This window comes from Pedococcus bigeumensis, assembly GCF_006438965.1.
In the GTDB taxonomy this organism is placed as follows: Bacteria; Actinomycetota; Actinomycetes; order Actinomycetales; family Dermatophilaceae; genus Pedococcus; species Pedococcus bigeumensis_A.
In genome coordinates, this window is sequence record NZ_RCZM01000007.1 from 58,184 (window position 1) to 71,322 (window position 13,139).

Sequence of the window (13,139 nt, forward strand, 5' to 3'; positions counted from 1 at the left end):
ATGAACAAGGTCCTCGACCTCGCCGGCCGCCCCGTGGAGGCGCTCGACAGCCTCGGCGAGCAGATGCGGTTCTACGTCCGCTCGCTCGCCTGGAGCCCGCGCACCCTGCGCCGGTACAAGAAGGAGATCCTGCGCCTGCTCGCGGAGGTCTCGCTCGGCTCGGGCGCCCTCGCCGTCATCGCGGGCACCGTCGGGGTGATCGCCTTCCTCGCCTTCTTCACCGGCAGCCAGGTCGGCCTGCAGGGCTACTCCTCGCTCAACCAGCTCGGCACCGGCGCCCTCACCGGCTTCGTCTCGGCCTACCTCAACACCCGTGAGATCGCGCCCCTCGTCGCGGGGCTGGCGCTCGCCGCCACGGTGGGTTGCGGCTTCACGGCCCAGCTGGGAGCCATGCGGATCTCCGAGGAGGTCGACGCGCTGGAGGTCATGGGCATCCCGTCGCTGCCGTTCCTCGTGACCACCCGGATGATCGCGGGCTTCGTGGCCGTCGTTCCGCTCTACGTCCTCGGGCTGCTGTCGTCCTACGGCGCCACCCGGTTCATCGTCGTGCAGTACTTCGGGCAGTCGGCCGGCACCTACGACCACTACTTCCACCTGTTCCTGCCGCCGATCGACGTGCTGTTCTCGTTCCTCAAGGTGATGGTGTTCGCGGTCGTGATCATCCTGATCCACTGCTACTACGGCTACAACGCCTCCGGCGGCCCCGCCGGGGTGGGTGTCGCGGTGGGTAAGGCGGTCCGGACCTCGATCGTCGCCATCAACATCGTGGACTTCTTCTTCTCCCTGGCCGTGTGGGGCGCCACGACGACCGTACGGATCGCGGGCTAGCGCATGGCTGAGTCATCGAGCGGCTTCATGTCGCGCCTGGGCAACCGTGCCTACGGCGTCGGTTTCATCGTGATCGTGGGCCTGCTCATCGGGCTGTCCGTGGCCTCCTTCCAGAAGCGGTTCACCCCCGTGGTGATGGTCAACCTCAAGACCGACCGGATCGGCTCGCAGCTGCAGACCGCGTCCGACGTGAAGATCCGTGGGTTGATCGTGGGGGAGGTGCGCTCGATCGAGACGACCGGCAACGGCGCCACCCTCAAGCTGGCCCTGAAGCCGGAGATGGTGGGCCTGATCCCGGCCAACGTGTCGGCTCGGCTGCTGCCCAAGACGTTGTTCGGTGAGCGGTACGTCGACCTGGTGACGCCGACGACCGGTGACGTCGGGCGGCACATCGCCAAGGGCGACACCATCGGTCAGGATCGCACCACGGTGGCGATCGAGCTGGAGCGCGTGTTCGAGGACCTGTTGCCGCTGCTGCGCACGGTGCAGCCGGAGAAGCTGGCCATGACGCTGAACGCGCTCGCGTCGGCGCTGGAGGGTCGCGGGACCAAGCTGGGCCAGAACCTCGTCCTGGTCGACGACTACTTCAAGGCCATCAACCCCAAGCTGCCGGTGATCAAGGCCGACATCAGTGGGTTGGCCGACCTGGCGTCCACGTATGCCGTGGCCGCACCTGATCTCGTGCGTGCGGCGAAGGCGCTGATCACCACGAGCACGACGATCGTGGCGAAGAAGGACCAGCTCGCGGGGTTCCTGGCAGGGACCGCCGGGTTCGCGAACACCACGGCGGACTTCCTGGACGCCAACGGCCAGCGGATCATCCAGGTGGGTCGGGTGCAGCGGCCGACGGTCGAGGTGCTGGCCAAGTACTCACCGCAGTACCCCTGCATCGCCACTGCCATGACCAACTGGATCCCGCGGATCGACGAGGCCTGGCGGGACAAGACCTTCCACATCACGCTCGAGGTCACCCAGCAGCGTCCGGGCTACCAGCCGGGCGAGGAGCCCCGGTGGGGCGAGACCCGCGGGCCCAGCTGCCAGGGACTGCCCGGCAAGGTGGGCACGCAGAAGAACCCGTGGGAGGGCAATGCCTTCAACGACGGCACCAACCACTCCGGTTCGGCCTCGGCAGGCAGCGCGCTGCCGTCGATGTTCGCCGGCACCTCGGGTCAGGGCATCGCCGAGGCCGACTCCGGCCTCGCCGGCACCGAGCAGGAGCAGGCCGTCGTGGCCGCCCTGCTGTCCCGTGACGGTCACCCGTCCGCCATCACGACGCTCCTCGCGGGCCCCATGCTGCGTGGAACGGTGGTGAACCAGTGAGCACTCGATCGAGCCTGGTCAAGTTCCTCATCTTCGTGGTCGCCACCATCCTCGCGACCGGCACCCTCGCAGCCACCATCTCCAACACCCAGTTCGGCGACAAGGCGACCTATCGGGGCACCTTCAAGGACGTCACCGGGCTCGCGCCGGGGCAGGAGGTCCGGATCGCCGGAGTCCGCGTCGGTGAGGTGAAGTCGATCAAGGTCGCCACCGACCGCGTGCACGCCGACGTCGAGTTCAACGTCCTGAAGACCAGCGTCCTCACCCAGGGCACCAAGGCGACCATCAAGTACCGCAACCTCATCGGTGAGCGCTACATCGCCCTCACCCAGGACGTCGGCAGTGCCGCGCCCCTCAAGGACGGCGCCACCATCGGGCTGGACCACACCCAGTCCGCGCTCGACCTGACGGTGCTGTTCAACGGTTTCAAGCCGTTGTTCGCGGCGCTCTCGCCCAAGGACGTCAACGAGCTGTCCACCAACATCATCAGCGTCCTGCAGGGCGAGGGCGGCAACATCAACTCGCTGCTCTCCAAGACGGCCTCGCTGACCTCGACCCTCGCGGACCGCGACGAGGTCATCGGCCGCACCATCTCCAACCTCAACACCGTGCTCGGCACCGTGGACGCCCACGATGCGGCGCTCAAGCAGCTCATCGACCAGCTGCAGCGGTTCATCTCCGGGCTGGCGGCAGACCGCACCACCATCGGTGCCTCGCTGACCAACATCAACTCCCTGACGGCGGAGACAGCCGACCTGCTCAAGGTCACCCGGCCCTCCATCAAGGCGGACATCAGCAACCTCCGCGGGCTCGCGACGAACCTCAACAAGCCCTCGAACACCGCCACCTTCGAGAAGTTCCTGTCCAACTCGCCCGGGAAGATCAACACCATCACGCGTACGGCCACCTACGGGTCCTGGTTCAACTTCTACATGTGCGACTTCAGCGGCACGATCGTCTTGCCGGCGCCGGTCAAGGGCGCACCGGCCATCAAGATCCCGGTCGACAAGCCGGCCGGGACCTCCGGGGCGAGGTGCTCATGAGCATCCCCTTCCGCGAGCGCAACCCCGTCCCGATCGGGGCCATCGGCCTACTGTCCATAGCGCTGGTGCTGTTCCTCGCCTTCAACGTCCAGAGCATCCCGCTGATCGGCGGGGGCGACCACTACCGCGCGGCCTTCAGCGAGGCCGGCGGCCTGATCAAGGGCGACGACGTGCGCATCGCCGGCGTCAAGGTCGGCAAGGTGACCAAGGTCGACCTCGCCGGCAACCGCGTCATGGTCGACTTCAAGGTCACTGAACCGGCAGCGTTCGGCACCCGGACCGGTGCGAGCGTGCGGATGAAGACCCTGCTGGGGTCGAAGTTCCTCGCGCTCGAGCCGGCCGGTGGCGGCCAGCTCAAGGAGGGCAGCGAGATCCCGCTGGAGCGGACCGTCTCGTCCTACGACATCGTGAACGCCTTCACCGACCTGGCCACCACGTCCGAGCAGATCAACACCGACGAGCTCGCCAAGTCCCTGACCACGCTCGCGACCGAGTTCAAGGACAGCCCGCCGGACGTCAAGGCGGCGCTGGACGGCCTGAGCAGGCTGTCCAACACCATCGCGTCGCGGGACGGCGAGCTCAAGCGGCTGCTGGCCTCGGCCAACAGCGTCTCGGGCACGATCGCCGAGCGCAACAAGGCCGTGGAGTCGATCATCAAGAACGCCGACCTGCTCCTCGTCGAGCTCAACGCCCGCCGCGACGCCATCCACACCCTCTTCACCAACACCTCGGCGATGGCCCAGCAGATCACCGGTCTGGTGCGGGACAACCGCGCCGAGCTCAAGCCGGCCCTCGACCAGCTGACCAAGGTGCTCGCGGTGCTGCAGAAGCACGAGAAGGACCTCGGCGACACGATCGCCGCCATGGGGCCGTTCACGCGGCTGTTCGCCAACGTGCTCGGCAACGGCCGCTGGTTCGACACCTACATCGCGAACCTCACGACTCCTGTTGCCGCGGGAGGTAAGTGATGAAGCGCCTGTCCGCCCTGCGGCTGCCCTCCACCCCCAGGCTCGGACTGATCCCCAAGATCGTCTCGGCACTGGTCGTGGTTGCCCTCGTCGCCGGTGCCTACGCGTTCTGGCCGCGCCACGACAACATCCACGTCACGGGTGACTTCAGCCGCGCGGTGGGCCTGTTCCCCGGCTCCGACGTGCGCATCCTCGGCGTCGCGGTCGGCAAGGTCACCGACGTGACGCCGAAGGGCGACAAGGTCGAGGTGAAGTTCGAGTTCGACCGCAAGTACAAGGTGCCCGCGAACGCCCAGGCGGCCGTGGTGGCCCCCTCGTTGGTGAGCGACCGCTACGTCCAGCTCCTCCCGGCATACACCGCTGGTCCGGTCATGAAGGACAACGCGCAGATCGGGCTGGACCGCACGGCGGTCCCGGTCGAGCTGGACCGCATCTCCTCCAGCCTGGACGACCTCCTCGTGGCGCTCGGCCCCACCGGCGCCAACAAGAAGGGTGCCTTCGCCGACGTGCTCGACACCGGGGCCAAGAACCTCGGCGGGCAGGGCCAGAAGCTGCACGACACCAACCGCGACCTGAGCATGGCGCTCGAAACCCTCTCCGGTGGCCGCAACGACCTGTTCGGCACCGTCAAGAACCTCCAGGCCTTCACCACCATGCTCGCGACGAACGACAGCCAGGTGCGCCGCCTCAACGGCGACCTCGCCAGCGTCTCGGTCCAGCTCGACGGGGAGCGTGACGACCTCGCGGCGGCCCTGAAGAACCTCGCCGTGGCGTTGAGCGAGGTGAGCTCGTTCGTCCACGACAACCGGGCCGGCCTCACCACCAACCTCAAGCAGCTCGCGTCGGTCACCGGTACCGTCGCGGAGCAGCGCGACGCCCTCGCAGAGACCCTGACCAACGCCCCCGTGGCGGTCAGCAACCTGCAGAACGCCTACAACCCCGACACCGGCACGCTGGACACCCGCGCCAACATCAACGAGAACCTCACGCTCCAGAACCTGCTGTGCAACCTGATCGTCGAAGGCGGTCAGCCGGCCTCGCTGTGCAACACCGTCAAGGGCGCGCTCAAGCCGATCAAGGACCTGATCGACCAGCTCGGGAAGCTCGGGGTCAAGGTGCCCATCGACATCCTCTCCGCGCTGCCGCAGTCGCAACTGTCCATGTCGTCCACCTCACCCGCGCCGTCCACCGCCACCGCAGACCAGACGGGGACGGTGCGCATGCGCGGCGCCGACCCGACCCTGGGCGGCCTCCTGGGAGGCACCCGATGAACACCGACACACTCCGCCGCCCCCGTATGCCGCGTGCCCACCACGTGATCGCCAGCGTCGCCGTCGGCGCTGTGCTGATGGGGGTGTCAGGCTGCCAGGGCGCCTTCGACCTCCCACTGCCCGGTGGTGCCGCCAACCGCGGTGACATCTTCCGGGTGACCGCCGAGTTCGCGGACGTGCTTGACCTGGTCCCGCAGTCGTCGGTCAAGGTCGACCAGGTGACGGTCGGCTCGGTCGAGAAGATCGAGCTCAACGGCTGGACGGCCCGCGTCACGCTGCGGCTGCCCAAGAACGTCAAGCTGCCCGACAACGCGGTGGCCGAGCTGAAGCAGACCTCCCTGCTGGGGGAGAAGTACGTCGAGCTCGCCGCCCCGACCGGAGCCACGCCCGAGGGCCGGCTCAGCGACGGCGACAACATCCCCCTCGCCCGCACCGGCCGCAACCCGGAGGTCGAGGAGGTGCTCAGCGCGCTGTCGCTGCTGCTCAACGGTGGCGGCGTGGCCCAGCTCAAGATCATCGAGACCGAGCTCAACAACGCAGTGGGCGGCAACCAGGCCCAGATCAAAGACCTCATCAAGCAGCTCGACACCTTCATCGGCGGGCTGGACGCCCAGAAGTCCGAGATCGTCCGCGCCATCGACAACATCGACAAGCTCGCGGGCAAGCTCGCGGCCCAGAAGGACGACATCGCCAAGGCGCTCGAGGCGCTCCCGGGGGGGCTCAAGGTCCTGGCCGACCAGCGCCAGCAGCTGGTGCAGATGCTCCAGGCGCTCAGTCGGTTGGGCGCGGTCGGCACCCAGGTGATCCAGCAGAGCAAGGCCGACACCGCGGCCAACCTCAAGGCGCTCGCCCCCATCCTGGGCCAGCTGACCAAGGCCGGCGACGACCTGCCGAAATCGCTGCAGCTGCTGCTCACCTACCCCTTCTCCGACGCCACGACCGGTGCCATGAAGGGCGACTACACCAACATGTCGATCGACATGGACCTCAACTTCGAGCACCTCGCCGGCAACCTCGGCGTCCCGACCACGCCTCCGGGCGGTGGCGGTCTGCCCACGGGCCGGCCGACCGGTCTGCCGATCCCGACCCTGCCGCTGCCTAGTCCCTCGATCCCGCACCTTCCCGTCACCCCTGGCAGCACCACGCCCGGGCCTCTCTGCCCGCCGGTCTGCCTCGCGCCGGCCAAGCAGTCCGGCTCGTCGGGTTCCGACGACTCCTGGCGCTCCCTCTACGGGGGTGCCGCATGATCCGCCGCTCGGTCAAGATCCAGCTCCTCGCGTTCCTGCTCATCACCTTGGTGACGGTCTCGGTCCTGTCGGCCCGCTACGTCGGTCTGTACGACCGGGTGGCCGGCGGGCAGTACCACGTCGCCGCCGACTTCGCGCAGTCCGGAGGCATCTTCGTCGGGTCCGAGGTGTCCTACCGCGGCGTGACCGTGGGCCGGGTCGCCGACCTGCGGCTGTCGAAGGACGGCGTGGTCGTCGACGCGAAAATCCAACGGGGAGTAGTGATTCCGAAGGACACGAAGGTCGTCGTCGAGAACCGTTCGGCGGTCGGCGAGCAGTACCTCGACTTCCAGCCGCGGACCGACAAGGGGCCCGCGCTCAAGGACGGCGACACCATCCCGCGCAAGGACACGGCCTACCCGTTGCGCGTCGACACCCTCCTGCTGGACCTCGACCAGACCGTCAACTCGGTCGACAAGGAGGACCTGCGCGTCGTCGTCGACGAGCTGGGCAAGGGCTTCGCCGACGGGGGACAGGACCTCCAGCGGCTGATCGACAGCGGGGACGCGCTGACCAAGTCGGCGACCGACGCGCTGCCCGAGACGATCAAGCTGATCGACGACGGCCGGATCGTCCTGGACACCCAGCGCGACACGTCCGGCGACGTCAAGGTCTTCGCCAAGAACTTCGCCGACCTGTCCGAGACACTGCAGGCGTCGGACGGCGACCTGCGCCTGATCCTCGACCGCGGCGTCGTCGCCTCCAAGGAGCTCGAGACCCTGATCAGGGACAACCAGGGCAACCTCGCGGCGCTGATCGCCAACCTGATCACCGTCGGTCAGGTGACGACCTCACGGGTCGCGGGCATCCAGCAGCTGCTGGTGACCTACCCCGACGTCGTCGCAGGCGGCTTCACCGTCGTCCCCGGTGACGGCAGCGCGCACTTCGGGCTCGCCCTGGCCAACGACCCGCCCGTCTGCACCCAGGGCTACCAGGGCACCAAGAAGCGGACCACCACCGAGCTCAGCAACCCCAAGGCCAACACCGCGGCCCGGTGCACGGCGCCTCGCGGCTCGACCACCAGCGTGCGCGGTGCCCAGAACGCGCCCGGGCCTTCGTCCGGCACCAACTCCACCGTCCCGTTCGCATTCGGCGACCAACCCGTATCCCCGGGCATGGCTGCATCGTTGGGCATCACAACGCCACAGGTGTCTGTGCCTCTTCCTCCAGCCGGGGGTACGAGCGGCGAGGCTTCGTGGTTGTGGATCATGAAGGAGGCTGCTCGATGAGCACCATCACCACCGACGCCGGGCGGACGGTGAAGGCAGACGAAGGCGAGTCGCGTCCCGACCCGCACGCTGCTGACACGGACCCCCAGCCGACCCCTGGCCGCGCCAGGGCCCTGCGCATCACGCCGACCATGGTGTGGGTCGTGGTCGCCATCGCCCTTGTCGCCAGCCTTGCGCTCGGCGCCACCCGGGGACGCGACTGGTATGCCGCGAGGCAGACCCAGGCGGCCAACGCCGCTGCCGTTGCCGCCGCCAAGCAGCTGGCCATCAACTTCGTCACCGTCGACTACACCAAGGTCGACGCGGACATCGCCAGGGTGAAGGCCGGAGCCACGGGAGAGTTCCTCAAGAGCTACTCGACCTCCTCCGCCGACCTCACCAAGGTGCTCGTCGCCAACCAGACGGTCTCCACGGTGCAGCGCACCGAGGCCGCCCTCGTGTCCGGCGACCAGGACTCCGCCGTCGCGCTGGTCGGTGTGGTCGCCCCGACCAAGAACACCGCCGTCCCCAACGGTGAGACCAAGACCTACCGGATGCGGCTGGACCTGCGCATGGTCGGCGACACGTGGAAGGTGGAGAACCTTGAGTTCGTCGGTTGATACGAAGGTGAAGTCCCGCCCCAGGGTGGCCGGTGAGCGCTCACGGGCCCGCACCGCCCCCCTGCCCCGCGACACCCAGACCGTGGCACCCGCCACCGAGCCGGTCGACCGCCCGCGCCCGCTGCGAAGCCGGCTCCGGCTCCCCAGCCTGCCCACGCGGCATACCTCGACGTCGGGGGAGCCGACCGCCGGCGCTCGGCGCCAGTGGGGCGCGGCCCTCGTCGCGCTCGTCGCCGTGCTCGCGGTCCTGGGCGCCGTCGTGGGCGTCAGCCTGCGCGGCTCCACGGCCCAGGCCGGCACCGACCGGGCGGCGGCCAGCCAGGCCCGCACCTCGATCGAGCAGATGCTCAGCTACAACTACAAGACGATCGACGCCCAGGCAGCCCAGATCGAGGGCCTGCTCACCGGGTCGTTCAAGGGCGAGTTCACGGCAGCCATGGACAAGGACATCAAGCCGCTCGCGGTCAAGAACCAGACCGTCGTGCAGGCTCGGGTGTCCGACATCGGCGTGATGAGCTCCTCCGCGACCACCGTCAAGGTGCTGGCCTTCGTCAACCAGGCCCGGATCGGCACCGACCAGAAGGACCCCGTGGTCGACCAGAACCGGGTCATCGCGACGATGTCCAAGGTCGGCGACCGCTGGTTGATCAGCAAGGTCGAGGCCTTCTAGACCGCCTGGTTGCTCGGGGTCGGTTGCCTCCAGCAGCCCCACCTGACCTGCGGCGATGTCCCCCTTGTGGGTGCATCGCCGTAGGTCTTTCGGCGCCACACACGGCGATTGTCTTGACGTGGGGGGTTTCGCGCGTCATTCTCGTCTGCGTCGGATCAGCCCGCGGCTTGTGGCCCGGGCCTGACCCCCGTCGACGGTCGTGGCGTGAGCCCGCTGGACACGGTTGGACGAGGCTGCCCACTTTCGTGTATGCTCTTCCTTTGCGCTGCCCTCTTTCTCCGATCCCGCCTCAGACCTCAGCCCTTCGTCGTGCCCTGCGGCACGAATTCGTGGCCCAGTCTCCTGCGGGGTCGGCACCGGCGGTCGGCGCTGCACCGGTTTCGAACCATCAGATTTAAGACAAGGCCCGTGGAAGGACCCCTCCTTGGCTGCCTCGCGCAACGCGACTCAGACTGTGTCCACCGCACGGACGGTTTCAGGCCGTCTGTCGTTCGCAAAGATCCGCGAACCCCTCGAGGTCCCCGACCTCCTGGCGCTGCAAACGGAAAGCTTCGACTGGCTGCTCGGTAACGAGCGCTGGCAAGCCCGCGTTGCAGAGGCCAAGGCCGCTGGCCGTGGGGACGTGCCGGATCGCTCCGGTCTGGAGGAGATCTTCGAGGAGATCTCCCCGATCGAGGACTTCAGCGGCTCCATGTCGCTGTCGTTCCGCGACCACCGCTTCGAAGAAGTGAAGTACTCCATCGAGGACTGCAAGGAGCGCGACCAGACCTACTCCGCGCCCCTGTTCGTCACCGCGGAGTTCATGAACACCACCACTGGCGAGATCAAGAGCCAGACGGTCTTCATGGGTGACTTCCCGCTCATGACCGAGCGCGGCACCTTCGTGATCAACGGCACCGAGCGTGTCGTCGTCTCCCAGCTGGTCCGCAGCCCGGGCGTCTACTTCGAGCGCACGCCCGACAAGACGTCCGACAAGGACATCTACACCGCCAAGGTCATCCCGAGCCGCGGTGCCTGGCTGGAGTTCGAGATCGACAAGCGCGACATGGTCGGCGTCCGCGTCGACCGCAAGCGCAAGCAGTCGGTCACCGTGCTCCTCAAGGCCCTGGGCATGTCCGAGGCCGACATCCTCGAGGAGTTCGGCGAGTTCGAGTCGATGCGCCTCACCCTGGAGAAGGACCACACGGCCGGCCAGGACGACGCGCTGCTCGACATCTACCGCAAGCTGCGCCCGGGCGAACCGCCGACCCGTGAGGCTGCCCAGACCCTGCTGGACAACCTCTACTTCAACCCCAAGCGCTACGACCTGGCCAAGGTCGGTCGCTACAAGATCGACCGCAAGCTCGGCGTCGCCGCCGAGCTCAGCGCCTCGGTCCTGTCGGTCGACGACATCGTCGCGACCATCAAGTACATCGTCTCGCTGCACGCCGGCGAGTCCACCCTCGCCGGCAAGAACGGCGACGAGGTGCCGGTCGAGGTCGACGACATCGACCACTTCGGCAACCGTCGTCTGCGCAACGTGGGCGAGCTCATCCAGAACCAGGTCCGCACCGGGCTGTCCCGCATGGAGCGCGTCGTCCGCGAGCGGATGACCACGCAGGACGTCGAGGCGATCACCCCGCAGACCCTGATCAACATCCGCCCCGTGGTGGCGTCGATCAAGGAGTTCTTCGGGACCTCGCAGCTGTCGCAGTTCATGGACCAGAACAACCCGCTCGCGGGCCTGACGCACAAGCGGCGTCTGTCGGCCCTCGGCCCGGGTGGTCTGTCCCGTGACCGCGCCGGCATGGAGGTCCGTGACGTCCACCCGTCGCACTACGGCCGCATGTGCCCGATCGAGACCCCTGAAGGCCCGAACATCGGCCTGATCGGCTCGCTCGCGTCCTACGGACGGATCAACCCGTTCGGCTTCATCGAGACGCCTTACCGCAAGGTCGTCAAGGGCAAGGTCACCGACAAGGTCGACTACCTGTCCGCCGACGAGGAGGACCGCCACGTCATCGCGCAGGCCAACGCCGTGATCAACGCCGAGGGCCTGTTCACCGAGGACCGCGTCCTGGTCCGCACCAAGGGTGGCGAGATCGACTACATCCCCGGTGCCGACGTCGACTACATGGACGTCTCACCGCGCCAGATGGTGTCGGCCGCGACCGCGCTGATCCCGTTCCTCGAGCACGACGACGCCAACCGTGCGCTCATGGGTTCCAACATGCAGCGCCAGGCGGTGCCGCTCGTCAAGTCCGAGGCGCCGCTGGTCGGCACCGGCATGGAGTACCGCGCCGCCCTCGACTCGGGCGACGTCGTCCGGGCCGAGACCGCTGGTGTGGTCACCGAGGTGTCCGCCGACCTCGTCACCGTTGCCGGTGACGACGGCTCGACGCGCACCTACCGGATCGCCAAGTTCGCGCGCTCCAACCAGGGCACGTCCTACAACCAGGTCGTCGTCGTCAACGAGGGCGACCGGGTCGAGACCGGCGGCGTCATCGCCGACGGTCCCGCGACCGACGGTGGCGAGATGGCCCTGGGCCGCAACCTGCTCGTGGCGTTCATGCCGTGGGAGGGCCACAACTACGAGGACGCGATCATCCTCAGCCAGCGTCTGGTGCAGGACGACGTCCTCTCCTCGATCCACATCGAGGAGCACGAGGTCGACGCCCGCGACACCAAGCTCGGCCCTGAGGAGATCACCCGGGACATCCCGAACGTCTCCGAGGAGGTCCTGGCCGACCTCGACGAGCGCGGCATCATCCGCATCGGCGCCGAGGTCCGCGACGGCGACCTGCTCGTCGGCAAGGTCACGCCCAAGGGTGAGACCGAGCTGACGCCGGAGGAGCGCCTGCTGCGCGCCATCTTCGGTGAGAAGGCTCGCGAGGTCCGCGACACGTCGCTCAAGGTGCCCCACGGCGAGACCGGCACGGTCATCGGCGTCAAGGTGTTCGACAAGGACGAAGGCGATGACCTGCCCCCGGGCGTCAACCAGCTCGTCCGCGTCTACGTCGCCAACAAGCGCAAGATCACCGATGGTGACAAGCTGGCCGGCCGACACGGCAACAAGGGCGTCATCTCCAAGATCCTGCCCGTCGAGGACATGCCGTTCCTCGAGGACGGCACCCCTGTGGATGTCGTGCTCAACCCGCTCGGTGTCCCCGGTCGTATGAACGTCGGCCAGATCCTCGAGCTGCACCTCGGCTGGGCCGCCTCCCGTGGGTGGGAGATCGCGGGCAACCCGGACTGGGCCAAGCTCATCCCCGAGGACGCGCGGTCGGCCCCGGCCGGCACCCGCGTCGCCTCGCCGGTGTTCGACGGTGTGCGCGAGGACGAGATCGTGGGTCTGCTCGACTCCACGACCAAGACCCGCGACGACGTGCGGCTCATCGACGGCTCCGGCAAGTCCCGGCTCTTCGACGGTCGCTCCGGCGAGCCGTTCCCCGAGCCGGTGTCCGTGGGCTACATGTACATCCTCAAGCTGCACCACCTCGTGGACGACAAGATCCACGCCCGCAGCACCGGCCCGTACAGCATGATCACGCAGCAGCCGCTGGGTGGTAAGGCTCAGTTCGGTGGCCAGCGCTTCGGTGAGATGGAGGTGTGGGCACTCGAGGCCTACGGCGCGGCCTACGCGCTGCAGGAGCTGCTCACGATCAAGTCCGACGACGTCCAGGGCCGCGTGAAGGTCTACGAGGCGATCGTCAAGGGCGACAACATCCCGGAGCCCGGCATCCCCGAGTCCTTCAAGGTGCTCATCAAGGAGATGCAGTCGCTGTGCCTCAACGTCGAGGTGCTGAACAGCGAGGGCACGTCCATCGAGCTGAAGGAGTCCGACGAGGACGTCTTCCGCGCGGCGGAGGAGCTCGGCATCGACCTGTCCCGGCGCGAGCCCAGTTCGGTCGAAGAGGTCTGACGGTATGCCGCGTGGGCACCGTCA

General features: G+C 67.9%; 10 protein-coding genes. All 10 read left to right on the forward strand.

Annotated features, from left to right (window positions below; translation table 11 throughout):
• Positions 1-828, forward strand: coding sequence for an MlaE family ABC transporter permease (locus EAH86_RS18440; protein ID WP_140743498.1), 828 nt, complete (start codon positions 1-3; stop codon positions 826-828).
• 3 nt (positions 829-831) lie between these two features.
• Positions 832-2,148 carry an MCE family protein gene (locus EAH86_RS18445; RefSeq protein ID WP_140743500.1) on the forward strand — a complete coding sequence of 439 codons (1,317 nt, stop codon included), beginning with the start codon at positions 832-834 and terminating at the stop codon, positions 2,146-2,148.
• The gene (locus EAH86_RS18450; RefSeq protein WP_140743502.1) at positions 2,145-3,191 is read left to right on the forward strand and encodes an MCE family protein; all 1,047 of its coding nucleotides are present in this window, start codon (positions 2,145-2,147) and stop codon (positions 3,189-3,191) included. The genes EAH86_RS18445 and EAH86_RS18450 overlap by 4 nt, the downstream gene beginning before the upstream one ends.
• Positions 3,188-4,159: an MCE family protein gene (locus EAH86_RS18455; RefSeq protein ID WP_140743504.1), complete on the forward strand. Its 972-nt coding sequence runs from the start codon at positions 3,188-3,190 to the stop codon at positions 4,157-4,159. Before EAH86_RS18450 ends, EAH86_RS18455 begins: the two co-directional genes overlap by 4 nt.
• Positions 4,159-5,430, forward strand: a complete 1,272-nt coding sequence (locus EAH86_RS18460) for an MCE family protein (protein WP_140743506.1) — start codon at positions 4,159-4,161, stop codon at positions 5,428-5,430. Before EAH86_RS18455 ends, EAH86_RS18460 begins: the two co-directional genes overlap by 1 nt.
• Positions 5,427-6,677, forward strand: a complete 1,251-nt coding sequence (locus EAH86_RS18465) for an MCE family protein (protein WP_241668456.1) — start codon at positions 5,427-5,429, stop codon at positions 6,675-6,677. The genes EAH86_RS18460 and EAH86_RS18465 overlap by 4 nt, the downstream gene beginning before the upstream one ends.
• On the forward strand, positions 6,674-7,945 hold the full coding sequence (locus EAH86_RS18470; RefSeq protein WP_140743508.1) for an MCE family protein: 1,272 nt from the start codon (positions 6,674-6,676) through the stop codon (positions 7,943-7,945). The genes EAH86_RS18465 and EAH86_RS18470 overlap by 4 nt, the downstream gene beginning before the upstream one ends.
• Positions 7,942-8,544 carry a hypothetical protein gene (locus EAH86_RS18475; protein ID WP_140743510.1) on the forward strand — a complete coding sequence of 201 codons (603 nt, stop codon included), beginning with the start codon at positions 7,942-7,944 and terminating at the stop codon, positions 8,542-8,544. Before EAH86_RS18470 ends, EAH86_RS18475 begins: the two co-directional genes overlap by 4 nt.
• A gap of 7 nt (positions 8,545-8,551) precedes the next feature.
• A complete protein-coding gene (locus EAH86_RS18480; protein WP_140743512.1) occupies positions 8,552-9,214 on the forward strand; it encodes a hypothetical protein in 663 nt (220 codons plus the stop codon).
• 424 nt (positions 9,215-9,638) lie between these two features.
• Positions 9,639-13,115 carry a DNA-directed RNA polymerase subunit beta gene (gene rpoB, locus EAH86_RS18485; RefSeq protein WP_140743514.1) on the forward strand — a complete coding sequence of 1,159 codons (3,477 nt, stop codon included), beginning with the start codon at positions 9,639-9,641 and terminating at the stop codon, positions 13,113-13,115.
• Positions 13,116-13,139 lie beyond the last annotated feature (24 nt).

Excerpts from the sequence above, each read along its gene's own strand:
- EAH86_RS18460 (WP_140743506.1), top strand. The coding sequence starts at position 4,159 with ATGAAGCGCCTGTCCGCCCTGCGGCTGCCCTCCACCCCCAGGCTCGGA.
- EAH86_RS18445 (WP_140743500.1), top strand. The coding sequence starts at position 832 with ATGGCTGAGTCATCGAGCGGCTTCATGTCGCGCCTGGGCAACCGTGCC.
- EAH86_RS18475 (WP_140743510.1), top strand. The coding sequence starts at position 7,942 with ATGAGCACCATCACCACCGACGCCGGGCGGACGGTGAAGGCAGACGAA.
- EAH86_RS18465 (WP_241668456.1), top strand. The coding sequence starts at position 5,427 with ATGAACACCGACACACTCCGCCGCCCCCGTATGCCGCGTGCCCACCAC.
- EAH86_RS18440 (WP_140743498.1), top strand. The coding sequence starts at position 1 with ATGAACAAGGTCCTCGACCTCGCCGGCCGCCCCGTGGAGGCGCTCGAC.
- EAH86_RS18470 (WP_140743508.1), top strand. The coding sequence starts at position 6,674 with ATGATCCGCCGCTCGGTCAAGATCCAGCTCCTCGCGTTCCTGCTCATC.
- EAH86_RS18455 (WP_140743504.1), top strand. The coding sequence starts at position 3,188 with ATGAGCATCCCCTTCCGCGAGCGCAACCCCGTCCCGATCGGGGCCATC.